This window comes from Streptomyces sp. Ac-502, from assembly GCF_045222935.1.
In the GTDB taxonomy this organism is placed as follows: domain Bacteria; phylum Actinomycetota; class Actinomycetes; order Streptomycetales; family Streptomycetaceae; genus Streptomyces; species Streptomyces monomycini.
In genome coordinates, this window is the sequence record NZ_JBHFFO010000001.1 from 5,004,185 (window position 1) to 5,028,783 (window position 24,599).

15 protein-coding genes and 7 pseudogenes are annotated in these 24,599 nt (G+C 71.1%); 5 read left to right on the top strand and 17 right to left on the bottom strand.

Annotated features, from left to right (window positions below; genetic code table 11):
- Window positions 1-50: 50 nt before the first annotated feature.
- The 3 genes and pseudogenes from ACEXOX_RS22540 to ACEXOX_RS22550 form a co-directional block, all read right to left on the bottom strand.
- Entirely contained in the window at window positions 51-1,064 is a 1,014-nt protein-coding gene (locus ACEXOX_RS22540) for a polyprenyl synthetase family protein (protein ID WP_406522817.1), read from the bottom strand.
- Window positions 1,065-1,412: 348 nt separating this feature from the next.
- On the bottom strand, window positions 1,413-2,627 hold the full coding sequence (locus ACEXOX_RS22545) for an FAD-dependent oxidoreductase (protein ID WP_406522819.1): 1,215 nt from the start codon (window positions 2,625-2,627) through the stop codon (window positions 1,413-1,415).
- A 97-nt stretch (window positions 2,628-2,724) separates the two neighbouring features.
- Window positions 2,725-3,970: pseudogene (locus tag ACEXOX_RS22550) on the bottom strand (ATP-grasp domain-containing protein); the annotation flags it as partial.
- Between the two features lie 318 nt (window positions 3,971-4,288).
- Here ACEXOX_RS22550 and fahA point away from each other — a divergent pair.
- The 5 genes and pseudogenes from fahA (at window position 4,289) to ACEXOX_RS22575 (ending at window position 7,437) form a co-directional block, all read left to right on the top strand.
- The gene (gene fahA / locus ACEXOX_RS22555) at window positions 4,289-5,488 is read left to right on the top strand and encodes a fumarylacetoacetase (RefSeq protein WP_406522820.1); all 1,200 of its coding nucleotides are present in this window, start codon (window positions 4,289-4,291) and stop codon (window positions 5,486-5,488) included.
- A pseudogene (locus tag ACEXOX_RS22560) lies at window positions 5,485-5,691 on the top strand (GPP34 family phosphoprotein); the annotation flags it as partial. The gene fahA and the pseudogene ACEXOX_RS22560, both read left to right, overlap by 4 nt.
- Window positions 5,692-5,789: 98 nt before the next feature.
- The gene (locus ACEXOX_RS22565) at window positions 5,790-6,170 is read left to right on the top strand and encodes a GPP34 family phosphoprotein (protein ID WP_406522822.1); all 381 of its coding nucleotides are present in this window, start codon (window positions 5,790-5,792) and stop codon (window positions 6,168-6,170) included.
- A gap of 169 nt (window positions 6,171-6,339) precedes the next feature.
- A complete protein-coding gene (locus ACEXOX_RS22570) occupies window positions 6,340-6,888 on the top strand; it encodes a hypothetical protein (protein ID WP_406522823.1) in 549 nt (182 codons plus the stop codon).
- A gap of 207 nt (window positions 6,889-7,095) precedes the next feature.
- Window positions 7,096-7,437, top strand: a complete 342-nt coding sequence (locus tag ACEXOX_RS22575) for a hypothetical protein (protein WP_406522825.1) — start codon at window positions 7,096-7,098, stop codon at window positions 7,435-7,437.
- A gap of 184 nt (window positions 7,438-7,621) precedes the next feature.
- Here the strand turns inward: ACEXOX_RS22575 and nuoN are convergent.
- The 14 genes and pseudogenes from nuoN to ACEXOX_RS22645 all read right to left on the bottom strand — a co-directional run bounded on the left by nuoN (window position 7,622) and on the right by ACEXOX_RS22645 (window position 23,986).
- Window positions 7,622-9,272, bottom strand: a pseudogene (gene nuoN / locus ACEXOX_RS22580) (NADH-quinone oxidoreductase subunit NuoN).
- The gene (locus ACEXOX_RS22585; protein ID WP_406522827.1) at window positions 9,269-10,885 is read right to left on the bottom strand and encodes an NADH-quinone oxidoreductase subunit M; all 1,617 of its coding nucleotides are present in this window, start codon (window positions 10,883-10,885) and stop codon (window positions 9,269-9,271) included. Before ACEXOX_RS22585 ends, nuoN begins: the two are co-directional and overlap by 4 nt.
- A gap of 3 nt (window positions 10,886-10,888) precedes the next feature.
- Window positions 10,889-12,834: pseudogene (nuoL, locus tag ACEXOX_RS22590) on the bottom strand (NADH-quinone oxidoreductase subunit L).
- 12 nt (window positions 12,835-12,846) lie between these two features.
- Window positions 12,847-13,146 (bottom strand): NADH-quinone oxidoreductase subunit NuoK, encoded by a 300-nt coding sequence (gene nuoK, locus ACEXOX_RS22595; RefSeq protein WP_406522828.1) that lies wholly within the window; start codon window positions 13,144-13,146, stop codon window positions 12,847-12,849.
- Window positions 13,143-14,009 (bottom strand): NADH-quinone oxidoreductase subunit J, encoded by an 867-nt coding sequence (locus tag ACEXOX_RS22600; RefSeq protein ID WP_406522830.1) that lies wholly within the window; start codon window positions 14,007-14,009, stop codon window positions 13,143-13,145. Before ACEXOX_RS22600 ends, nuoK begins: the two co-directional genes overlap by 4 nt.
- Window positions 14,006-14,653, bottom strand: a complete 648-nt coding sequence (nuoI, locus tag ACEXOX_RS22605; RefSeq protein ID WP_406526432.1) for an NADH-quinone oxidoreductase subunit NuoI — start codon at window positions 14,651-14,653, stop codon at window positions 14,006-14,008. The genes ACEXOX_RS22600 and nuoI overlap by 4 nt, the downstream gene beginning before the upstream one ends.
- Window positions 14,654-14,656: 3 nt before the next feature.
- Window positions 14,657-16,024 (bottom strand): annotated as a pseudogene (gene nuoH, locus ACEXOX_RS22610) (NADH-quinone oxidoreductase subunit NuoH); the annotation flags it as partial.
- Window positions 16,024-18,635: pseudogene (locus tag ACEXOX_RS22615) on the bottom strand (NADH-quinone oxidoreductase subunit G). The pseudogenes nuoH and ACEXOX_RS22615, both read right to left, overlap by 1 nt.
- Window positions 18,632-19,990 carry an NADH-quinone oxidoreductase subunit NuoF gene (nuoF, locus tag ACEXOX_RS22620; protein ID WP_406522831.1) on the bottom strand — a complete coding sequence of 453 codons (1,359 nt, stop codon included), beginning with the start codon at window positions 19,988-19,990 and terminating at the stop codon, window positions 18,632-18,634. Before nuoF ends, ACEXOX_RS22615 begins: the two are co-directional and overlap by 4 nt.
- Window position 19,991: 1 nt before the next feature.
- Window positions 19,992-20,891 (bottom strand): annotated as a pseudogene (nuoE, locus tag ACEXOX_RS22625) (NADH-quinone oxidoreductase subunit NuoE); the annotation flags it as partial.
- Between the two features lie 17 nt (window positions 20,892-20,908).
- Window positions 20,909-22,231 carry an NADH-quinone oxidoreductase subunit D gene (locus tag ACEXOX_RS22630; protein WP_406522832.1) on the bottom strand — a complete coding sequence of 441 codons (1,323 nt, stop codon included), beginning with the start codon at window positions 22,229-22,231 and terminating at the stop codon, window positions 20,909-20,911.
- A complete protein-coding gene (locus ACEXOX_RS22635; RefSeq protein WP_406526433.1) occupies window positions 22,231-22,929 on the bottom strand; it encodes an NADH-quinone oxidoreductase subunit C in 699 nt (232 codons plus the stop codon). The genes ACEXOX_RS22630 and ACEXOX_RS22635 overlap by 1 nt, the downstream gene beginning before the upstream one ends.
- A gap of 133 nt (window positions 22,930-23,062) precedes the next feature.
- Entirely contained in the window at window positions 23,063-23,617 is a 555-nt protein-coding gene (locus ACEXOX_RS22640; protein WP_406522833.1) for a NuoB/complex I 20 kDa subunit family protein, read from the bottom strand.
- Window positions 23,618-23,626: 9 nt separating this feature from the next.
- Complete coding sequence (locus ACEXOX_RS22645) at window positions 23,627-23,986, bottom strand: NADH-quinone oxidoreductase subunit A (RefSeq protein WP_030022241.1); 360 nt, start codon at window positions 23,984-23,986, stop codon at window positions 23,627-23,629.
- Window positions 23,987-24,599: the final 613 nt, after the last annotated feature.

Genomic DNA, 24,599 nt, shown 5'->3' on the forward strand with positions numbered 1-24,599 from the left:
TGGAACCGGTATGACCAAAGACAGAGCCGGACCCTAGGGGTTACCGAAGGTCACCCCGCCCGGTGCACCACCGAGTCGCACAGCCCTTCCAGCGCGGCCTTCGCCATGCACTCCGGCAGCGGCGCCAGGGTGGCCCGCGCCTCCTCGGCGTAGCGCACCGTGTCACGGCGGGCCTGCTCCAGCGCCGGGTGGGCGCGCAGCCCGGCCAGCGCCTCGGCGTGCCGGGCGTCGTCGGTCAGGTCGCCGGCCAGCAGGTCGCGCAGCTCGCGGTCCTGGTCGGTGCCGTGTGCGCCGTCGGCCAGGGCGCGCAGGTGCAGGACCGGCAGGGTCGGGATGCCCTCGCGCAGGTCCGTGCCGGGCGTCTTGCCGGACTCGTGGGAGTCGCTGGCGATGTCCAGGACGTCGTCGGCGAGCTGGAAGGCGGTGCCGAGACGTTCGCCGTACTGGGTCAGGATGTTGACAGTCGTCTCGTCGGCGCCGGACATCATCGCGCCGAAGCGGCCCGCGACGGCGATCAGCGAGCCGGTCTTGCCCGCGATCACGTCCAGGTAGTGGTCGATCGGGTCGCGGCCGTCCCGCGGGCCCGCCGTCTCCAGGATCTGGCCGGTCACCAGGCGTTCGAACGCCTCGGCCTGGATACGGACGGCCTCCGGCCCGAGGTCGGCCAGTATGTGCGAGGCACGCGCGAAGAGGAAGTCGCCGGTCAGCACGGCCACCGAGTTGCCCCAGCGGGCGTTGGCGCTGGCCACCCCGCGGCGCACGTCCGCCTCGTCCATGACGTCGTCGTGGTACAGCGTCGCCAGGTGCGTCAGCTCCACGACGACGGCCGAGGGGACGACGCCCGGCGTGTGCGGGTCGCCGAACTGCGCGGCGAGCATCACCAGCAGCGGCCGGAACCGCTTGCCACCTGCGCGGACGAGGTGCTGCGCGGCCTCGGTGATGAACGGCACGTCGCTCTTGGTGGCCTCCAGCAGGCCCTCCTCGACAGCCGCCAACCCGGCCTGGACATCGGCCTCAAGAGCCTGGTCCCGCACGCTCAGCCCGAAGGGCCCGACGACGGTCACGAGGGGTACTCCTGTCTGCTGACGATCAAACGGATTGTCGATCTGTCGCTGTCTCCACCATTGGCCAGCGTATCCGGTCGCTGTTGGATCACCGTGAGCGCCCGCCCCTCCGAGGCACTCGAACGGTGTGCGAGCCCGTTCGACACCCGCCCGCGTCCGCATGGCGAACGCGCTTCTCGCACCTCGGACACCGGTGGGTCCGGGAGAGGGCGGCGCACCCCGGCCGCTGTGCGACGGGGTGCTCGTCAGACCTCCCGGTCAGACATCCGCCCGGAGGCGGGCCCCGGGCTCCTGTCCGGGCCCGCGCGCACGCCCTCGCTCAGGCGCCCTGCCCCCGTACCGCCCCTCCTACCGCGCCACCGCCCCCGCCACCCGCCGGGACGCGAACTCCGTACCGCAGACGAAGCGCATCACGGGCCCGAAGGACGCCGCCGCCGGGAGGCCCGTGAAGTGCAGGCCCGGCACGGACGAGCCGAAGCCCGCGTCCAGTCGGGGCCCTCCGCCGCTCACCGTGACGCCGGTGCGCAGGCCCTGGCCGAGGAAGTCCATCGCCGCCAGGTCGACGCGGTAGCCGGTGGCGGCCAGGACGTGGTCGGCGGCCAGTTCGCCGGTGCGGCCGTCGGGGGCGCGCAGCGTCAGGACCGGGCGGCCGTCCTCGACGCGGGCCCGGACGATCCGCTGCCCGGCCGTGACCTGGACGCGCCCCACGAAGCGGTCCCGCAGCCACCAGGCGCCCAGCGGCCCCAGCACCCGGCGGACCAGGTAGCGGCGGGCCGGTGCGGGCAGGTGGCGGAAGCCGCCCGCGTAGTGCGTGAACGCGTACAGCGACCACGCGTTGCCGAACGGTGTCTCCGGCCGCAGCCTGGGCTGATGGTCCGGCGGCGCGCCGAAGCCCACCGCCGCACGCCCGCGCGCGACGACCCGTACGGACCGGGCGCCGGACTCGGCGAGCAGCACCGCGCTCTCCAGCGCCGACTGCCCGGCGCCGACCACCACCACGTCCCGGCCCGCGAAGGCCGACAGGTCGCGGTGCTGGGAGCTGTGCGAGACCGGCCCGGTGGGGGACGGCCCGTCCGGCACCGCCGCGGCCAGCTCGCGCGGCAGCCGGGCGAAGCCGGTCAGTCCGGTGGCCACGACGACCGCGCGGGCCCGGAACTGTTCGCCGCTGTCCAGTTTCAGCTCGAATCCGTCGGAACGCCGGTCGTATCCGCCGGACCGCCGGTCGACCGAGACGACCCGGACCTGCTCCAGGCCGGGAACCAGCCGTTCCTGGAACCATTCGCCGTACCGCACGAAGGTCTCGACGGGAAGGATGTCCCAGTCGGACTCGTAGCGCCGCCCGCCCGTCGCGTCGCAGAAGTCCTGGAGCGTGTGCCCGGGCTGCGGGGCGTCGATGGTGGACGCCGCCGGTGTCGACTTGAGCAGCATGCCCGCGGGCATGTTCTCGCGCCAGCTCACCATCGGCCGGCCGAAGACGCGTACGGGCACGCCCCGCGCGCGCAGGTGCGCCGCCGTCGACAGACCGTACGGACCGGCTCCGACGACTGCTACCGGAGTGTTCACGTGCGTTCCCCTCCCCAGGGTGTTGCTGCTGGTCCGGCAGTGCCCCCACTGCCCTGGCGGGGAACGGCCGTACTGATCCCCCGTTCATCGCCCGCGCGCGTCTGCTCGCCCGGCGCAGTTCGACCAGATGCCGGGCCCCGGGGCCGACGAACCGGGCCAGCATCGTGAAGAACGGCTTGAGGTCGTCGGCGGCCAGCCACGCCAGCTCGGTGCCGGTGGCGCGGCTCGGCGCGTGCGGCGTGGTGTAGCCGCTGCGGCGGTACGCGAGCAGCGCGGGCAGGTCGATGTTCTCCACGACGAACCGCTGTCCGGAGCGCTGTTCCGCCTCCGGGACCTTCCGGCCGGTCAGGTCCAGGTGCTGGGCCCGTACGACGTCGATGCCCGCCTCGTTCTCGAACAGCCGGAACTGGGCGCCCATCCGCGGGTTGAAGTCCAGCAGCTTGTACGCGCCGTCCCGGCGGTCGTAACGCCAGTCCAGGTCAACGATGCCGCTGAAGCCGACCCGTTTGACGAACTGGGCGGTCAGTTCGGCCAGTTCCGGGTTGCCGACGACGTACGCGCAGGCCGTCATGCCCGCGTGCGGTGGCCAGGAACGCACCTTGACCCCGGTGAACAGGCTCAGCGCGGTGCTGTCCGCGTCGAAGTACGCGTGCACGATCCAGTCCTCGGCCTCCTCCCGCGGCAGGTACTCCTGGAGGATCACGTCCGGCCGCCGGCCCCAGTCTCGGGCCAGGCCGATGAGCTGGTCGGGCCCCGAGATCAGGGTGGTGCCGGCGACCGCGGGGTGCCGGCGCCGCTGGAACGCCTCGCGGTTCTTGGCCACGACCGGGAAGCGCGCCCGCGCGGCGAAGTGCTCGATGTCCGACAGCGACTCCGGGAAGGCGGACGCCGGTGACGGTATGCCGTGCTCGACGCAGAGTTCGTACAGTCCCTGCTTGCTGGCCAGGCGGCGCGGCAGGCCCGCCGCGGTACGGGGGAGCAGGAAGTGGCCGCCGAGGACGTCGGCGTACTCACCGGTCAGGACGGCGGCCTCCTCGTCGGTCGGTATCAGGACCGTGGGCCGGCCGATGCGCTTGCCGATGCGCAGCAGCACCTCGACGAGCTGCTGGGGGTCTTCGCGTCCGGTGGTCGGCCAGACGCAGCGTCCGTGCAGGTAGCGTGAGGTGGCGGCGGGGGTGAACCGGTCCTCGGTGATGGCGTACATGGGGACGCCGAGGCGTCCCAGACTGCGGATCGCCCCCACCCCCGTGGTGCAGCGGATAGTCCCCGATCTTCACGATGAGGCCCGGAACGGTCCGGTCCACCGCGAACGCCGTACTGCTCCGAGCCACCTGACCCCCCAACGGCGCGCGTCCCGCCCCGGCCACGCCCCGCAAGGAAGTTAGAACCGAACTGACCGCCCCGGTACCGTCTTTCCAGACATTGCGAACTCTTTTATGGCGCTTTGCCAACGCCTTTCGCTCACTTCTGTTTGCCTTCTGTCAATGCCCCCTTCGGCCCGCCGCTGTCCCGGCCACCTCCGCGCCGGCGCCCGCTGTCCGGCCGGGCATCCCCTCGCGGCCCGTTGGGCCGTAATCTGATCGAAAGAGCCCGCCGGCCCGCCGGCCGGGTCCGCGGCCACAGGTGACGACGCACGCGAGAGACCACGCGAGGAGCCGTACATGTCCGAGCACCACCCGCTCGACCTGCCCGAGGACCACCCCTTCGGGCCGCACACCCTCCCCTACGGCGTCTTCAGTACGGCGGACGAGCCGACGCGGCACCGCATCGGCGTGCGCTACGGCGACCACGTGCTCGACCTCGACGCACTCGCCACCACCTCCGGTTCGCCGCACGCCGCCCTGCTGACCGCACCGACCCTGAACCCGCTGCTCGCCGCGGGCCGCGACGTCTGGCAGGCCGTACGGGAGGCCGTCCGCACGGCCGTCACCGACCCCGCGCAGCGCGCCACCACCGAAGCACTGCTCATCCCGCTGGACGCGGTGACGCTGCACCTGCCGTTCGAGGTCGCGGACTATGTCGACTTCTACGCCAGCGAGCACCACGCCACCAACGTCGGCCGGATCTTCCGGCCGAACGCCGACGCCCTCACCCCCAACTGGAAGCACCTGCCCATCGGCTACCACGGCCGGGCCGGCACGGTCGTCGTCTCCGGCACCCCGGTCGTACGGCCCAGCGGCCAGCGCAAGGCACCCGCCGACGCGGCGCCCACCTTCGGACCCTCCCGGCGGCTGGACATCGAGGCCGAGATCGGCTTCGTCGTCGGCACCCCGTCCGCGCTCGGCGAGCCGGTCGGGCTGGCCGGCTTCCGCGAGCACGTCTTCGGCGTCTGCCTGGTCAACGACTGGTCGGCGCGCGACATCCAGGCCTGGGAGTACGTGCCGCTCGGCCCCTTCCTCGGCAAGTCCTTCGCGACCTCCGTGTCCGCGTGGATCACGCCGCTGGACGCGCTGGATCACGCCCGTACGGCACCGCCCGCCCGCGACGTGCCCGTCCTGCCCTACCTGGACGACTCGGACGCCGAACCGGGCGGCATCGACCTGCGCATCCAGGTCGACATCAACGGCGAGACCGTCGCCCGCCCGCCCTTCTCCGCCATGTACTGGACCGCCGCCCAGCAGCTCACCCACATGACGGTCAACGGCGCCTCGCTGCGCACCGGCGACCTCTACGCCTCCGGCACGGTCTCCGGACCGGAGCCGGACCAGCTCGGCTGCCTCCTCGAACTCACCCAGGGCAAGGGCCCGTTCCTGGAGGACGGCGACGAGGTCACGCTGACCGCCTGGGCGCCCGGGCCCGACGGCTCCCGGGTCGGCCTGGGCGAGGTCACCGGACGCATCCGGCCGGCGCGTACGCCGTGACCGGGTACGGGGCGGGGAGCGGGTGGGGCGGCGCGGACCGCGGGCCCACCCTGCCCGAGGAGTTGCTGCTCCTCGCCCTGGACCCGGCACGCGGCAAGCCGCTGAACCATCCGTCCTACCTGCGGTACGGCCTGGCCGGCGCCGCCCTCGCGGAGCTGGCCCGGGCCGGGCGGGTCACCGAGGGCCGCGGCGGCCGGATCCTGGTGGGCAGTCCGCTGCCCCTCGGTGACCTGGTGCTGGACGCGGCGCTGGCCACGCTGTCCGTCCCCGGCAAGGGCGGCGAGGCCAAGCCAAGCGCTGGGTGCGGACCGCGGCGCGCGGTGTCGACGAGGCGTGCCGGCAGCGGCTGGAACAGCGCGGCGCGGTCCGCCGGGAGTCCCGGCGCGCGCTCGGCCTGTTCCGTTACGAGCGTCTGGCGGCCGGACCGGTGGACCTCGCCGGGCCGGCCCGCGCGCGCTTCAAGAGCGCGCCGGCCACCGGCTTCGCGGACCCGCGCGACCGGGCGCTGGCCGCTCTGGTGTCGGCCACCCACCTGGATCGCAAGCTGGAGCTGGGCCGGGACCGGCGGGCCGTACGCCGCGACCTGAAGGCATTGGTCCGCGACGACTGGATCGCCCGCGCGGTGGCGTCCGCGGTCCTCCAGGACGAGGCCGCCGCCGGCAGTGGTGGCGGTGGCGGATGAGCCGCTCCTGTCCCCGCCCGGTCACCGCCCGGCCCGCGCAAGGTCACGGCAGCGCGTCAACCTCGTAGCGACGCTGCCGCGATCGCTCCGTCCCCGTCCGTCACAGGACCGGACCGTGCGCCGCGTTGCTAGCCTCTCGTCTCCCTGCCCCACAACGGAGGAGACGTACGTGCGCAAGGCAGTGCAGATCGCCGGGACGGCCGCCATGGCCGCGCTGCTGCTCAGCGGCTGTGGCGGTAGCGGAGACGGCAGCCGAGACGGCGAGCGCGACGCGGCGGGCGGGGCGCGTACGGCACCGGCCGCCACCCCATCGCAGACTCCCGGCGGCCCGGCCGGTGACGGATCGACCGGTGACGGCTCTACCGGTGACGGCCGGGACGGTGGCGGCACCAGCGGCCTCGACGGTGCCTGGACGGCCACCACCGGCGACTCGCACCTCACCCTCGTGATCTACCGGGGCATCGCCTCGCTGGGGCTCGGCGCGGACACCGGGTCGGCCTGCCAGGGCAAGGTGGAGAAGGCGGGCCCCACGGTGATCGCCCTGAAGTGCATGGGCGGCCACACCACCCGCACCCTGGGCACCGTCACGCCGGGCGCCGACGGCAGGACGCTGAAGGTGAGCTGGAAGGACGGGCCCACCGACACCTTCACCAAGGCCGAGGGCAAGCTCAAGCTACCGGGCATGCCGAGCCTGTCCGCAGGCACACCCGGCACCTGACGGCCGATCAGTCCCCGGCCCGGCCCGGGGACCTGACCGACGCGGACGACGCAGAGCACGCGCGAACGGCCGAGGGCCGCCGCGAACGGCGCAGGCCCGCTACGCCACCAGGGGTGTTTCCGGGGCGGCGCCGGGAAAGACGCCATACGCTGAGCCATATTCACTCCGAGTAGTTGCTCGACACCGACAACCACGAGGAGTCACGAGATGCGCCTGCGTACCTCCGTCGCCGCCGCCTTCGGAGCGGCCGTACTCGCCCTGACCACCCCCACCTCCGCCTACGCCGCCGACGGCGTCTTCTCCTACGGCTTCAACACCGGCGACGAGCTCGACCAGCGTGCGGCCCTGTTCAATCCGCCCGGCAAGCAGTGCATCACCATCAAGCTCCCGGACGGCGCCGACTTCGCCTACGCCGCGCGCAACCGGACGAACGCCACCGTGACCCTCTTCGCCGACGACGACTGCAGCAGCGACACCTTCTACGTCGTCCCGCCCGGCAAGGCCGCCCCGACGAAGGTCCTGGTCCGGTCGGTGCTGTTCTCCCGCTGAGCCCGGCCCCTCCCCCGCGCTGACCTGCGCCTCGCGTACTCCGGCCGGCCCTCCTCGTACGTGCTTCAGGCCGCGCCGGTCCCCTTCGCCCGAGTGGCGCAACGGCCGCCGTCCGGCACCCCTGCGGGGGCACCGGACGGCGGCCGTGGTCCGTGCGCCGTGCATCCGGCCGGCTCGGCGCCGCTCAGCGCACGAACACCCCCGCCTGACCCGCCAGGTCGAGGAAGTACTGCGGGGCCAGGCCCAGGACCAGCGTGACCACGACACCGACCGCGATGGCCGTCATGGTCAGCGGGCTGGGCACCGCCACGGTCGGCCCGTCCGCCTTCGGCTCGTCGAAGAACATCAGCACGATGACCCGGATGTAGAAGAACGCGGCGATGGCGGACGAGATGACACCGACCACGACCAGCCAGCCCGCGCCGCTCTCCGCCGCCGCCTTGAACACCGCGAACTTCCCGGTGAAGCCCGAGGTCAGCGGGATTCCGGCGAAGGCCAGCAGGAAGACCGCGAAGACCGCCGCCGTCAGGGGCGAGCGCCGTCCCAGTCCCGCCCACTTCGCCAGCTGCGTCGCCTCGCCGCCCGCGTCCCGCACCAGCGTGACCACCGCGAACGCGCCGAGCGTCACGAAGGAGTACGCCGCCAGGTAGAACAGGACGGACGAGATGCCGTCCTTGCTGGTGGCGATCACACCGGCCAGGATGAATCCGGCGTGCGCGATGGAGCTGTACGCCAGCAGCCGCTTGATGTCGGTCTGGGTGATCGCGACGATCGCGCCGCCCAGCATCGTGACGATCGCGACGCCCCACATGACCGGCCGCCAGTCCCAGCGCAGCCCCGGCAGGACCACGTACAGCAGCCGCAGCAGCGCGCCGAACGCGGCGACCTTGGTGGCCGCCGCCATGAACCCGGTCACCGGCGTCGGCGCGCCCTGGTAGACGTCCGGCGTCCACATGTGGAACGGCACCGCGCCGACCTTGAAGAGCAGCCCCATGAGCACCAGCGCCGCGCCGATCAGCAGCAGCGCGTCGTTGCCCATGGTGCCGGCCAGCGCCGGGTCGATCTGCTTGGCGCCGTCGCTGACGACCTGTGCGATGCCGGAGTACGTGACGGTGCCCGCGTACCCGTACAGCAGGGCGATGCCGAACAGCAGGAACGCCGAGGAGAACGCGCCGAGCAGGAAGTACTTCACCGCGGCCTCCTGCGACAGCAGCCGCTGGCGGCGGGCCAGCGCGCACAGGAGGTACAGCGGGAGGAGAAGACCTCCAGCGCGATGAAGAGGGTCAGCAGGTCGTTGGCGGCGGGGAAGACCAGCATCCCGCCGACCGCGAACAGCGCGATCGGGAACACCTCGGTGGTGGTGAACCCGGCCCTGACCGCGGCCTTCTCGGCTTCCCCGCCGGGCACCGCCGCGGCCTGCGCGACGAAGGAGTCCACCTTTTGCCGTGCGCGGCCGGATCGAGCCGGCGCTCGGCGAAGGTGAACGTGGCGACCAGCGCCACCAGCAGGATGGTGCCCTGGAGGAAGAGCGCCGGTCCGTCCACGGCGATGGCGCCCATCGCCGCAATCTTCGCCTTGGTGGTGCCGAAGCCGCCCGCCGCCAGGCCCACGACGGCCGCGAACCCGGCGGCCAGCGCGAGCACGGACAGCAGCAGCTGGGCGTGGTAGCGGCTGCGCCGCGGCAGGAACGCCTCCAGGACGACGCCCACGACCGCGGCACCCAGCACGATCAGCGCCGGGGCCAGCTGGGCATACTCGATCTTCGGCGCCGGGATCCTGGCCGGTGCCTCGGCCGCAATGGTCCACAGGCTGTGGACACTCGCCACGGAACTCACTTCGCGGCCTCCGCATCTGCCTTCACGGCTACGTCGGGGCGGGGATCGTGCCGGTCGACGACGGACAGGGTGTGGTCGACCGCCGGGTTGACGAGGTCCGTCAGCGGCTTGGGGTAGACACCGAGGAACAGCAGCAGCGCGATCAGCGGGGCGACGACCGCCAGCTCCCGCGCCTTGAGGTCGGGCATCGCCCGCACCTCGGCCTTCACCGGGCCGGTCATCGTCCGCTGGTAGAGGACCAGGACGTACAGCGCGGCGAGGACGATGCCGACGGTGGCCACGATGCCCACGGCCGGATAGCGACTGAACGTGCCGACCAGCACCAGGAATTCGCTGACGAACGGCGCCAGGCCCGGCAGGGACAGCGTCGCCAGCCCGCCGACCAGGAAGGTGCCGGCCAGCACCGGCGCGACCTTCTGCACCCCGCCGTAGTCGGCGATCAGCCGGGAGCCGCGCCGCGAGATCAGGAACCCGGCGACCAGCATCAGCGCCGCCGTCGAGATGCCGTGGTTGACCATGTACAGCGTCGCGCCGCCCTGGCCCTGGCTCGTCATCGCGAAGATGCCCATGATGATGAAGCCGAAGTGGGAGATGGACGCGTACGCCACCAGGCGCTTGATGTCCCGCTGGCCGACCGCGAGCAGCGCGCCGTACAGGATGCTGATCAGCGCGAGGACGAGGATCACCGGCGTCGCCCAGCTGCTGGCCTCCGGGAAGAGCTGGAGGCAGAAGCGCAGCATCGCGAAGGTGCCGACCTTGTCGACCACCGCGGTGATCAGGACGGCCACCGGCGCCGTGGACTCGCCCATCGCGCCGGGCAGCCAGGTGTGCAGCGGCCACAGCGGCGCCTTCACCGCGAAGGCGAAGAAGAAGCCGAGGAACAGCAGCCGTTCGGTGCCGGTGTCCAGCTCCAGCTTGCCGCCGGCCCGGGCCTGGACGATCTCCGTCAGGGAGAAGGTGCCGCTGCCGAGCTGGTCGGCGGTGGCCGCGTACAGTCCGATCACCGCGGCCAGCATGATCAGGCCGCCGGCCAGGTTGTAGAGCAGGAACTTCACGGCGGCCTGCGAACGCAGCTTCGCGCTGCGCTCCTCGCCGTCCGCCCCGGCCCGGTCCCCGAAGCCGCCGATGAGGAAGTACATCGGGATGAGCATGGCTTCGAAGAAGAGGTAGAAGAGGAAGACGTCGGTGGCCTCGAAGGAGATGACCACCATCGCCTCGACGGCGAGAATCAGCGCGAAGAAGCCCTGGGTGGGCCGCCAGCGCCGGTTGGGCGCCGGGGCTTCCAGGGGGTCGGCGTCGTGCCAGCCCGCCAGGATCACGAACGGGATCAGCAGCGCGGTCAGCGCGATCAGCGCCACCGCGATGCCGTCCACGCCGAGTTCGTAGCGGACCCCGAAGTCCCTGATCCAGGAGTGTGATTCGGTCAGCTGGAACGGGCCCTTCGCCCCCGCCTCGAAGCGGACCGCGACCACCGCGGCCAGCACCAGGGTGGCCAGCGAGAAGAGCAGCGCCAGCCACTTGGCGGCGGTGCGCCGGGCGGCGGGCACCGCGGCGGTGGCGATCGCGCCGATCGCCGGGACCGCCGCGGTGGCCGTCAGAAGGGGAAACGACATGGCTCAGACACCCCTCATCAGCAGGGTCACGGCGATCAGCACGGCCGCACCGCCCAACATCTGTACCGCGTACGAGCGGGCGAAGCCGTTCTGCGCCTGGCGCAGCCGGCCGGAGAGGCCGCCCATCGACGCCGCCGTGCCGTTGACCGCGCCGTCCACGACGGAGTGGTCCAGCTGGACCAGGGCGCGGGTCAGCTCGCCGCCGCCGCGCACCAGCACGGCGTGGTTGAAGTCGTCCTGGAGCAGGTCGCGGCGGGCGGCCCGGGTGAGCAGCGAGCCGCGCGGGGCGACGGCGGGGACCGGCTTGCGCCCGTACTGGAGGTAGGCCAGCCCGACGCCGAGGACCATCACCACGATGGTGGCCGTGGTGATCGCCGAGGCGCTCAGCGGCGGGTGCCCGTGGTCGAAGGAGGTGACCGGCTCCAGCCAGGTCACGAACGCCTCGTTGATGCTGAACAGGCCGCCCGCGAAGACCGATCCGACGGCCAGCAGGATCATCGGGATCGTCATGGACCTGGGCGACTCGTGCGGGTGCGGCGGGGTGTACTCGCCCCTCGTTTCGGCCGCGGGCTCCACGGACGGCTCGGCGGGTGACGGGGTCGGCGCCTTGCGCCAGCGCTCCTCGCCGAAGAACGTCATCAGCATCACCCGCGTCATGTAGAACGCGGTGATCGCGGCGCCCAGCAGGGCCGCGCCGCCGAGGATCCAGCCTTCCGTGCCGCCCTTGGCGAACGCCGCCTCGATGATCTTGTCCTTGGAGAAGAAGCCGGACAGACCGGGGAAGCCGATGATGGCCAGATAGCCCAGACCGAAGGTGATGAAGGTGACGGGCATGTACCTGCGCAGGCCGCCGTAGCGGCGCATGTCCACCTCGTCGTTCATCCCGTGCATCACCGAGCCTGCGCCGAGGAAGAGGCCCGCCTTGAAGAAGCCGTGCGTGACCAGGTGCATGATGGCGAAGGCGTAGCCGACCGGGCCGAGCCCGGCGGCCAGGATCATGTAGCCGATCTGCGACATCGTCGAGCCCGCCAGCGCCTTCTTGATGTCGTCCTTCGCGCAACCGACGATCGCGCCGAACAGCAGCGTCACCGCGCCGACCACCACGACGGCGGTCTGCGCGTCCGGCGCCCCGTTGAAGATCGCGCCGGAGCGGGTGATCAGATAGACGCCGGCGGTCACCATGGTCGCCGCGTGGATCAGGGCGGAGACCGGGGTCGGGCCCTCCATCGCGTCGCCCAGCCAGGACTGGAGCGGGACCTGCGCCGACTTGCCGCAGGCGGCGAGCAGCAGCATCACGCCGATGGCGGTGAGCTTGCCCTCGGAGGTTTCACCCGCCGCGCCCAGCACCGGTCCGAACGCGAACGTTCCGAAGGTGGTGAACATCAGCATGATGGCGATGGACAGGCCGACGTCCCCGACGCGGTTGACCAGGAAGGCCTTCTTCGCCGCCGTGGCCGCGCTGGGCTTGTGCTGCCAGAAGCCGATGAGCAGGTACGAGGCCAGGCCGACGCCCTCCCAGCCGACGTACAGCAACAGGTAGTTGTCGGCGAGGACGAGCAGCAGCATGGCCGCGAGGAAGAGGTTCAGGTAGCCGAAGAAGCGGCGGCGCCGCTCGTCGTGCTCCATGTAGCCGATCGAGTAGATGTGGATCAGCGATCCGACACCGGTGATCAGCAGGACGAAGGTCATGGACAGCTGGTCGAGCTGGAAGGCGACGTCCGCCTGGAAGCCGCCCACCGGAATCCAGCTGAACAGGTGCTGGTGCAGGGTGCGGTGCTCGGCGTCGCGGCCCAGCAGCTCCATGAACAGGGGGACGGCCAGGGCGAAGGACGCCAGCGCGAACAGCGTGCCGAGCCAGTGGCCGGCCCGGTCCAGTCTCCGGCCGCCGCACAGCAGCAGGGCCGCGCCGGCCAGGGGGCCGCGACGAGCAGGGCGATCAAGTTCTCCACGAGTACGACCCCTTACAGCTTCATCAGGCTGGCGTCGTCGACCGAGGCCGTGTGGCGGGTACGGAAGATGGACACGATGATCGCCAGGCCCACCACGACCTCGGCCGCGGCGACGACCATCGTGAAGAACGCGATGATCTGCCCGTCCAGATTTCCGTGCATCCGCGAGAAGACCACGAAGGCGAGGTTGCAGGCGTTGAGCATCAGCTCGATGCACATGAACACCACGATGGCGTTCCGCCTGATCACCACCCCGGCTGCGCCGATGGTGAACAACAGGGCGGCGAGATAGAGGTAGTTGACCGGGTTCACCGCTTCGCCTCCTCGCTGCGGCCCAGCCGCTCTTCGGAGCGCTGCTCCAGCGCCTTCAGCTCGTCCAGCGCCTCGCCGGAGACGTCGCGGATCTGGCCGCGCCCGCGCAGCGTCGGGTTGACGGTCAGCTCGGACGGCGTGCCGTCGGGGAGCAGGCCGGGGACGTCGACCGCGTTGTGCCGGGCGTACACGCCGGGGGCGGGCAGCGGCGTAGGCAGTGGCCAGGCGGAGCCTGTCGATGAGGGGTGGTGGCCGGGTGACGGGTGGGCCTGCTTGCCCTCGCGGATCCGGGCCTCGGACTGCTCGCGCTGTGTCCTGGCCCGTTCCGTACGCTCGCGGTGCGTCAGCACCATTGCGCCGACCGCCGCCGTGATCAGCAGTGCGCCGGTGACCTCGAAGGCGAAGACGTACTTGGTGAAGATCAGCGCCGCCAGGCCCTGCACATTGCCCCCGGCGTTGGCCTCGCCGAGGCCGTTGAAGTGCCGGAGCGAGGCGTTGCCGATTCCGGCGATCAGCAGGATGCCGAAGCCGAGACCGCAGGCGGCGGCCCACCAGCGCTGTCCCTTGAGCGTCTCCTTGAGGGAGTCGGCCGCCGTGACGCCGACGAGCATGACGACGAAGAGGAAGAGCATCATGATCGCGCCCGTGTAGACGACGATCTGCACGATGCCGAGGAAGTACGCGCCGTTGGCGAGGTAGAACACCGCAAGGATGATCATGGTGCCGGCGAGCGACAGGGCGCTGTGCACGGCGCGCCGCATGAGGATCGTGCACAGCGCGCCGATCACCGCGACCGTGCCGAGGATCCAGAACTGCACCGCCTCGCCGGTGGACGCCGCGGCGGCCAGGGTGGTCGTCGTCACCGGGTCACCTCCCGGGCGGCGGGCTCGTCGGGCCCGAAGGTGGCCGCGGCCTCCTGGGGCGCCGCGGTGTCCGCGCCGCCCTCCCCTTCGACCGTCTCGCCCTTGGACACGGCCACCTGACGCACCGTGCCCGGCGCGGCCTCCGTGACCAGGCCGCGGTAGTAGTCCTTCTCCGTCATGCCGGGGAAGATCGCGTGCGGGCTGTCGACCATGGTCTCCTCCAGCCCCGCGAGCAGCTCCTCCTTGGTGTAGATGAGGGATTCGCGGGACCGGTCGGCGAGTTCGTACTCGTTGGTCATGGTCAGCGCGCGGGTGGGGCACGCCTCGACGCACAGGCCGCACAGGATGCAGCGCAGGTAGTTGATCTGGTAGACGCGGCCGTAGCGCTCGCCGGGGCTGTAGCGCTCCTCGTCGGTGTTGTCGGCACCTTCGACGTAGATCGCGTCGGCCGGGCAGGCCCAGGCGCACAGCTCGCAGCCGATGCACTTCTCCAGCCCGTCGGGATGCCGGTTGAGCTGGTGGCGGCCGTGGAAGCGCGGCGCCGTCGGTTTCTTCTCCTCCGGATACTGCTCGGTGAGCCGCTTCTTGAACATGGCCTTGAAGGTCACGCCGAAGCCGGCCACGGGGTTCTGGAAGTCAGGCACCGTCGCCCCCTTTCCGTCCTTGTCGATTCCGTCACTGACAGTGTCCACCCCACCACTGACAATCAACTCCCTGTCACGCCGGGGCCGCCGTCGCGGCACGGGTGGCAGGGTCTGTCCGGGCAGCGGCGGTACGGGGAAACCGCCCGCCATGGGGTCGAACGCCGGCTCTTCGGCCGGCTCCTCCTTCTCGCCCCGCCGGAAGAAGTCCGCGACGAGCGAGATCAGCAGGACGGCGATGGCCGCGCCGCCCACGAACATCACGATCCGCTGGAAGTCGTACCCCTCGTTCTTCAGGGCCCGTACGGTCGCGACCAGCATCAGCCAGACCATCGAGACCGGGATGAGGACCTTCCACCCCAGCTTCATGAACTGGTCGTAGCGCACGCGGGGCAGCGTGCCGCGCAGCCAGATGAAGAAGAACAGCAGCAGCTGCACCTTGACGACGAACCAGAGCAGCGGCCACCAGCCGTGGTTGGCGCCTTCCCAGAAGCTGCTGACCGGGTACGGGGCCTTCCAGCCGCCCAGGAAGAGGGTCACCGCGACCGCCGAGACGGTCACCATGTTGATGTACTCGGCGAGCATGAACATCGCGAACTTGATCGACGAGTACTCGGTGTTGAAGCCGCCGACCAGGTCGCCCTCGGACTCCGGCATGTCGAACGGCGCCCGGTTGGTCTCGCCCACCATGGCGACGATGTAGATGATGAAGGAGACCGGCAGCAGCAGCACGTACCACCGGTCCTGCTGCGACTCCACGATCGCCGAGGTCGACATCGACCCCGAGTAGAGGAAGACCGCCGCGAAGGACATGCCCATCGCGATCTCGTACGAGATCATCTGCGCGCACGAGCGCAGGCCGCCGAGCAGCGGGTACGTCGAGCCGGAGGACCAGCCCGCCAGCACGATGCCGTAGATGCCGACGGAGGCGGTGGCCAGGATGTACAGCACGCCGATCGGCAGATCGGTCAGCTGCATCGTGGTGCGCTGGCCGAAGATCGAGATCTCGTTGCCGGCCGGGCCGAAGGGGATCACCGCGACGGCCATGAAGGCCGGTACGGCCGCCACGATCGGCGCGAGCACGTACACCGCCTTGTCGGCCCGCTTGACGACCAGGTCCTCCTTGAGCATCAGCTTGATGCCGTCCGCGAGGGACTGGAGCATGCCCCAGGGGCCGTGCCGGTTGGGGCCGATGCGCAGCTGCATCCACGCGACGACCTTGCGTTCCCAGACGATCGAGAAGAGCACGGTCAGCATGAGGAACGCGAAGCAGAAGACCGCCTTGACCACGATCAGCCACCACGGGTCGCGGCCGAACATCGACAGGTCTTCCTGGGCCAGCGCACTGCTGCCGGACAGCGCCAGGTGCTGCATCACGCGTCCACCTCCTCGACCGGACCGGACGCCGTACCGGAAGCGCCGGGAACGCCGGGAACACCCGGTTCACCTGCCCCGGCCACCGGCGCCACCTTCACCAACTCCCCGGGCGCGCTCCGGTGTCGGCCGCCACCCCGCCGCCCACCGAGTTCAGCGGCAGCCACACCACCCGGTCGGGCATCGGGGTGACCGCCAGCGGCAGCCGTACGGACCCGGCGGGCCCGGTGACCGCCAGCAGGTCGCCGTCCTTGACGCCGGTCTCCTCGGCGGTGACCGGCGACATCCGGGCGACGGCCGCGTGCCGCGTACCGGCCAGCGCCTCGTCGCCCTCCTGCATCCGCCCCTGGTCGAGCAGCAGCTTGTGGCCCGCCAGTACGGCCTCGCCGGGTTCGGGACGCGGCAGCGCGCGCCCGGTCTCCGCGGGGTCGGCGGCGTACGGGCCGCCCCACGTGCCCAGCGCGGTCATCTCCCGCCGCACCGCCCGTACGGCGGGCAGCGCCAGGCGGACGTCCATCGCGTCGGCGAGCATGTGCAGCACCCGGGCGTCCGGCAGCAGGTGCCGCCGGGTCATCTGGTCCGGTTTGAGCGCTGCCTCGAACAGCCGCGCCCGGCCCTCCCAGTTGAGGAAGGTGCCGGACTTCTCGACGGCCGCCGCGACCGGCAGCACGACGTCCGCCCGCTCCGTCACGGCCGACGGGCGCTGCTCCAGGCTCACCAGGAAGCCCACCGAGTCCAGCGCCTCCAGGGCCCGCGCCGGGTCCGGCAGGTCCGCCGGGTCGACGCCCGCCACCAGGAGGGCGCTCAGTTCCCCGGCGGCCGCGGCGGCGACGATCTGGCCGGTGTCCCGGCCGTGCCGCTGCGGCAGGCCCGCGACGTCCCAGGCGGCGGCGACCTCCTCACGGGCGCGCGGGTCGGTCGCCGGACGGCCGCCCGGCAGCAGTCCCGGCAGCGCGCCCGCCTCGACGGCACCGCGCTCACCGGCCCGCCGGGGGATCCACACCAGCCGGGCGCCGGTCGCGGTGGCCGCCCGTACGGCCGCCGTCAGCGCGCCCGGCACCGCGGCCAGCCGCTCGCCGACGACGATCACCGAACCGGCGCCGCGCAGCGCCTCGGCCGCGCCGCGGCCCGGGCCTTCGAGTCCGCCCGCCCGTCGCCCGCCCCCGCCCTCCACGGGAAGGCGCTCCGCGCCTGCTGCCTCATGGCCGGCCAGCGCGTCCAGCCACTCCGTCTCCGTGCCGGGCGCGGCGGGCAGCAGCGTGCCGCCCGCCTTGATCAGGCCGCGCGTCGCGTACGGCGCGAGCCCGAAGGTGCGCATGCCGTGCTTGCGGTGGGCCTTGCGCAGCCGCAGGAAGACGCCGGGCGCCTCCTCCTCCGCCTCGATACCGGCGAGGAGGACAGCGGGTGCCTTCTCCAGGACCTCGTACGTGACCCCGGCCCCGTCGTCGTCCAGGTCACGGCCCCGCCCGGCGACCCGCGCCGCCAAGAAGTCCGCCTCCTCGGCGCTGTGCGCACGGGCCCGGAAGTCGATGTCGTTGGTGTCCAGCGCGACCCGCGCGAACTTGGCGTAGGCGTACGCGTCCTCGACGGTCAGCCGGCCACCGGTCAGCACGCCGGTCCGGCCCCTGGCGGCGCCCAGCCCGCGCGCCGCCGCCTCCAGGGCCTCCGGCCAGCTGGCCGTGACCAGTTCGCCGGTCTCCGCGTCCCGCACCATCGGGTGCCCCAGCCGGTCGCGCTGCTGCGCGTACCGGAAGGCGAAGCGCCCCTTGTCGCAGATCCACTCCTCGTTGACCTCGGGGTCCTCGGCGGCCAGCCGCCGCATGACCTTGCCGCGCCGGTGGTCCGTACGGGTCGCGCAGCCGCCCGCGCAGTGCTCGCAGACGCCCGGCGAGGACACCAGGTCGAAGGGGCGCGACCGGAAGCGGTACGCGGCCGAGGTCAGCGCGCCGACCGGGCAGATCTGGATGGTGTTGCCGGAGAAGTACGACTGGAACGGGTCGCCCTCGCCCGTGCCGACCTGCTGGAGCGCGCCCCGCTCGATCAGTTCGATCATCGGGTCGCCCGCGACCTGGTTGGAGAAGCGGGTGCAGCGCGCGCACAGTACGCACCGCTCGCGGTCCAGCAGCACCTGCTTCGAGATCGGCACCGGCTTCTCGAAAGTGCGCTTCTTGCCCTCGAAGCGGGTGTCGGCCTGCCCGGCGGACATCGCCTGGTTCTGGAGCGGGCACTCGCCGCCCTTGTCGCAGACCGGGCAGTCCAGCGGGTGGTTGATCAGCAGCAGTTCCATCACGCCGCGCTGCGCCTTCTCGGCGACGGGCGAGGTGAGCTGCGACTTGACCACCATGCCGTCGGTGCAGGTGATGGTGCAGGAGGCCATCGGCTTGCGCTGCCCCTCCACCTCCACGATGCACTGGCGGCAGGCGCCGGCCGGGTCCAGCAGCGGGTGGTCGCAGAAGCGCGGGATCTCGATGCCGAGGAGTTCGGCGGCCCGGATGACCAGCGTCCCCTTGGGGACGGAGATCTCGATGCCGTCGATCGTCAGCGTGACGAGGTCTTCGGGCGGTACGGCCGCCCCGCCCGCCCCGGTGGGGGCGTCGCTGGTGACGGTCATGCGTTCACCCCCAGGTGAGCGTCGGTGTCGGCCCAGGCGGTCGACCTGGCGGGGTCGAAGGGGCAGCCCTTGCCGGTGATGTGCTGCTCGTACTCGGCGCGGAAGTACTTCAGCGAGGAGAAGATCGGTGAAGCGGCGCCGTCGCCCAGGGCGCAGAAGGACTTGCCGTTGATGTTGTCGGCGATGTCGTGGAGCTTGTCGAGGTCGCTCATGCGGCCCTTGCCCGCCTCGATGTCGCGCAGCAACTGGACGAGCCAGTAGGTGCCTTCGCGGCAGGGGGTGCACTTGCCGCAGGACTCGTGCGCGTAGAACTCCGTCCAGCGGGTGACGGCCCGTACGACGCAGGTGGTCTCGTCGAAGCACTGGAGCGCCTTGGTGCCGAGCATCGAGCCCGCGGCGCCGACGCCTTCGTAGTCCAGCGGCACGTCGAGGTGCTCGTCGGTGAACATCGGGGTGGAGGAGCCGCCGGGCGTCCAGAACTTCAGCCGGTGGCCCGGCCGGATGCCGCCGCTCATGTCGAGGAGCTGGCGCAGGGTGATGCCCAGCGGTGCCTCGTACTGGCCGGGGTTGGTGACGTGGCCGCTGAGCGAGTACAGCGTGAAGCCCGGGGACTTCTCGCTGCCCATCGTCCTGAACCAGTCCTTGCCCTTGTTCATGATGGCGGGAACCGACGCGATGGACTCGACGTTGTTCACGACAGTGGGGCAGGCGTACAGGCCCGCCACCGCCGGGAAGGGAGGACGCAGCCGGGGCTGTCCGCGACGGCCCTCCAGGGAGTCCAGCAGCGCGGTCTCCTCGCCGCAGATGTACGCGCCCGCGCCCGCGTGCACGACGACGTCCAGGTCCAGGCCCGAGCCGAGGATGTCGCGGCCGAGATAGCCCGCGTCGTACGCCTCCCGTACGGCCTCGTGCAACCGCCGCAGGACGGGCACGACTTCACCGCGCAGGTAGATGAAGGCGTGGTGCGACCGGATCGCGTGACACGCGATGACGATGCCTTCGAGGAGGGAGTGCGGATTGGCGAAGAGCAGCGGGATGTCCTTGCAGGTGCCCGGCTCGGACTCGTCGGCGTTGACGACGAGGTAGTGCGGCTTGCCGTCGCCCTGCGGGATGAACTGCCACTTCATCCCGGTGGGGAAGCCGGCGCCGCCACGGCCGCGCAGTCCGGCGTCCTTGACGTACGCGATCACGTCGTCCGGCGGCATCGCGAGGGCCTTGCGCATGCCCTGGTAGCCCTCGTGCCGCAGGTAGGTCTCCAGCGTCCAGGAGTCCGGCTGGTCCCAGAAGGCGGACAGTACGGGTGCGAGCAGCTTCTCCGGGTTGGCCTTGCTGACCTCGGCGGCCACGGTCATCACTCCCCTCCTCGGCGGTGGGTCCGGCGATGTCACTGCGGGGCGAAGCCCCTCCATCCGGGGTGGTGGCGGGAGACGGGTGGGCCGGGTCGGAGGCCGAGGTGTCGCGCGGCGCGTCGTGTGAGCTGGGGTGGGTGGCCGGTGCTTCGCCCGGGGCCCGTCCGGCGCGCTCGCCCTCGGCTTCGGCGGGGCCCGCGCCCCGCTGCGGTACGACGTGGTCGGCGGCCGGGCCCGCGCCCGGTACGGCCTCGCCCTTGGCCAGCCGCAGCCCTACCAGCGAGGCGGGCCCGGCGCCGCCGGTCGCCTCGACCGCGCCCGGCCGCTGGTCCGGGAACCCGGCGAGGATGCGGGCCGTTTCCTTGTACGTGCACATCGGCGCGCCCCGGGTCGGTTCGACGGGCCGGCCGTCACGCAGGTCGTCCACGAGCCGCTTGGCGCTGTCCGGCGTCTGGTTGTCGAAGAACTCCCAGTTGACCATCACGACGGGCGCGAAGTCGCAGGCCGCGTTGCACTCGATGTGCTCCAGCGTGACCTTGCCGTCCTCGGTCGTCCCGCCGTTGCCGACGCCCAGGTGCTTCTGCAGCGCCTCGAAGATCGCGTCGCCGCCCATCACGGCGCACAGGGTGTTGGTGCACACCCCGACCTGGTAATCGCCGCTGGGCCCGCGCCGGTACATGGAGTAGAAGGTGGAGACCGCCGTGACCTCCGCCGTCGTCAGGTCCAGCATCTCGGCGCAGAAGCGGACGCCGGTGCGGGTGACGTGCCCCTCCTCCGCCTGGACGAGGTGCAGCAGCGGCAGCAGCGCGGAGCGCGCGCCGGGGTAGCGGGCGATCACCTCCTTGGCGTCCGCTTCGAGCCGGGCCCTGACCTCGGCGGGATAGTCGGGGGCGGGGAGCTGCGGCATCCCCAAACTGACGTCTGTCACCGGTCGACGCCTCCCATCACGGGGTCGATGGACGCGACGGCGACGATGACGTCGGCCACCTGGCCGCCCTCGCACATCGCCGCCATGGCCTGGAGGTTGGTGAAGGACGGGTCGCGGAAGTGCACCCGGTAGGGGCGGGTCCCGCCGTCGCTGACGGCGTGCACGCCCAGCTCGCCCTTAGGGGACTCCACGGCCGCGTACGCCTGGCCGGGAGGCACCCGGAAGCCCTCCGTCACCAGCTTGAAGTGATGGATCAGGGCCTCCATCGAGGTCCCCATGATCTTCTTGATGTGGTCCAGCGAGTTGCCGAGCCCGTCCGGTCCCATGGCCAGCTGGGCGGGCCAGGCGATCTTCTTGTCGGCGACCATCACCGGACCGGGTGCCAGCCGGTCCAGGCACTGTTCGACGATGCGCAGCGACTGGCGCATCTCCTCCAGACGGATCAGGAAGCGCCCGTAGGAGTCGCAGGTGTCGGTGGTCGGCACCTCGAAGTCGTAGTGCTCGTAGCCGCAGTACGGCTGGGTCTTGCGCAGGTCGTGCGGGAGACCGGCGGAGCGCAGCACCGGTCCGGTGGCGCCGGTGGCCAGGCAGCCGGCCAGGTCGAGGTAGCCGATGTCCTGCATCCGGCCCTTGAAGACCGGGTTGCCGGTGGCGAGCTTGTCGTACTCGCCCAGGTTCTTGCGCATCTTCTTCACGAACTCGCGCACCTGGTCGACCGCGCCGGGCGGCAGGTCCTGGGCGAGCCCGCCGGGCCGGACGTACGCGTGGTTCATCCGCAGGCCGGTGATCAGCTCGTAGATGTCCAGGATCAGTTCCCGGTCCCGGAACCCGTAGATCATGATGGTGGTGGCGCCCAGCTCCATGCCGCCGGTGGCGATGGCCACCAGGTGGGAGGAGAGCCGGTTCAGCTCCATCAGCATCACGCGGATGACGGAGGCCCGGTCCGGCACGTCGTCGGTGATGCCGAGCAGCTTCTCCACGGCCAGGCAGTACGCCGTCTCGTTGAAGAACGGCGTCAGGTAGTCCATCCGGGTCACGAAGGTGGTGCCCTGCGTCCACGTACGGAATTCGAGGTTCTTCTCGATCCCCGTGTGCAGATAGCCGATGCCGCAGCGGGCCTCGGTGACGGTCTCGCCGTCGATCTCCAGGATCAGCCGCAGCACGCCGTGCGTGGAGGGGTGCTGGGGACCCATGTTGACGACGATCCGCTCGTCGTCGGTACGGGCCGCGGCGGCCGCGATCTCGTCCCAGTCGCCGCCGGTGACCGTGTAGACGGTGCCCTCGGTCGTCTCCCGAGGGGTCGCATGGCTGGTGGACATCAGGTGTACGACCTCCGCTGGTCGGGAGCCGGGATCTGGGCGCCCTTGTACTCGACGGGGATGCCGCCGAGCGGGTAGTCCTTGCGCTGCGGGAAGCCCTGCCAGTCGTCCGGCATCATGATCCGGGTGAGCGCCGGGTGGCCGTCGAAGATCAGTCCGAAGAAGTCGTACGCCTCGCGCTCGTGCCAGTCGTTGGTCGGATAGACGCTCACCAGGGACGGCACGTGCGGGTCGGCGTCCGGCGCGGACACCTCCAGCCGGATCAGCCGGTTGTGGGTGATCGAGCGCAGGTGGTAGACGGCGTGCAGCTCGCGGCCCTTGTCGCCGGGGAAGTGCACCCCGCAGACGCCGGTGCACAGCTCGAAGCGGAGCGCCGGGTCGTCGCGGAGGGTCTTGGCGACGGCCGGCAGGTACTCCCGCTCGATGTGGAAGGTCAGCTCGCCGCGGTCGACGACCGTCTTCTCGATGACGTTCTCGGGGACCAGCCCCTGCTCGTCCAGCGCGCCTTCCAGCTCGTCCGCCACCTCGTCGAACCAGCCGCCGTACGGGCGGGACGTGGCGCCCGGCATCCGTACGGACCGGACGAGCCCGCCGTACCCGGAGGTGTCGCCGCCGCCGCTCGCGCCGAACATGCCGCGGCGGGTGCCGATGACCTCGCCGTGGTCGCCGCGCTGGCCGGGGAGGTTCTGCGCGTTCAGGTCCTGGTCGGGGTTGACCCCGTCGGTCCCCTTGGCCGCTCCGGGCCCGCCGTTCCCGTTGACACCGCCAGTGCCGTTGGTGTCACCGTTCCCGGGGTCCCCTTGGGGCCGCCGGTCCCCTTGGTGCCGTCGCTCACCGCAGCAGCCCCTTCATCTCGATCAACGGGAGCGCCTTGAGTGCCGCTTCCTCCGCCTCGCGGGCCGCCTGCTGCTGGTTGACCCCGAGCTTGGTGTCCTGGATCTTCTGGTGCAGCTTGAGAATGGCGTCCAGCAGCATTTCCGGACGCGGCGGGCAGCCGGGCAGATAAATGTCCACCGGAACGATGTGGTCGACACCCTGGACGATCGCGTAGTTGTTGAACATCCCGCCCGACGAGGCGCACACGCCCATCGAGATGACCCATTTCGGATTCGGCATCTGGTCGTACACCTGCCGCAGCACGGGCGCCATCTTCTGGCTCACCCGGCCCGCCACGATCATCAGATCGGCCTGGCGCGGCGACCCGCGGAAGACCTCCATGCCGAAGCGGGCGAGGTCGTAGCGCCCGGCGCCGGTCGTCATCATCTCGATGGCGCAGCAGGCGAGGCCGAAGGTGGCGGGGAAGACCGATGACTTGCGCACCCAGCCCGCGGCCTGTTCGACGGTGGAAAGCAGAAAGCCGCTCGGCAGCTTCTCTTCAAGTCCCATTGGTGGCCCCTAGTCCCATTCCAGGCCGCCACGACGCCATACGTAGGCGTAGGCGACGAAGACGGTGAGCGCGAAGAGGAGCATCTCCACGAGCCCGAAAAGCCCGAGCGCGTCGAAGGTGACGGCCCAGGGGTAGAGGAAGACGATCTCGATGTCGAAAATGATGAAGAGCATCGCCGTGAGGTAGTACTTGATCGGAAATCGACCGCCGCCGGCCGGCTGTGGCGTCGGCTCGATTCCGCATTCGTACGCCTCTAGCTTCGCCCGGTTGTAGCGCTTGGGTCCGACGAGCGTGGCCATCACGACAGAGAAGATCGCAAAGCCTGCCCCGAGGGCTCCCAGTACGAGGATGGGCGCGTAAGCGTTCACCGTCCCCGCTCCCTTCAGTCGACGATGACTGGATGGCGGTCCGCCCGGTCCCGCTCACCGGCCCCACGAAGATCGCGCCTATGTGAGGCAGTTCACAAGCCCGAGCCGCCTGCATCTTATGCCCGCTGGTCTGTGATCTGCGACACGGGGTGCGACAACGCCTTTGTGATCTCCACCACCTGACGCCCGGTCATCTGGTCCGATGAGTGTCGATCTTCGTACAGCAAGCGCGCAAACGATCACTGGAGGTGACATTTTTCGGCGTTACCCCTGGTCAGCGTGGGGTTGCCACTACCAAGAGGTGGGGGATGCAAGCAAATTGGCGCAGCCCTCGGCCAACTGCTAGGGCCACAGGGCCCGCTGACGGAGACTGGTCGGCGGCCGGCCGGCGCGACCGGTCCGCGATCACCGTGACCGTCCCGAGACCGTCGTGACCCTCCCGTGATCATCGGTACGTGCTCGCGTTCACGAGCACTCCCGTCACAGCGACATCACGGGAACATAACGGGCACTCACGAGTGACCTATCCCACGCGGCTTGCTGCCTTGAACGCTTGACCTTCGGGAAGCCTTGGCGTGGCGGATCAGTAGGTGATAAGTGCCCTCGGGGCCCG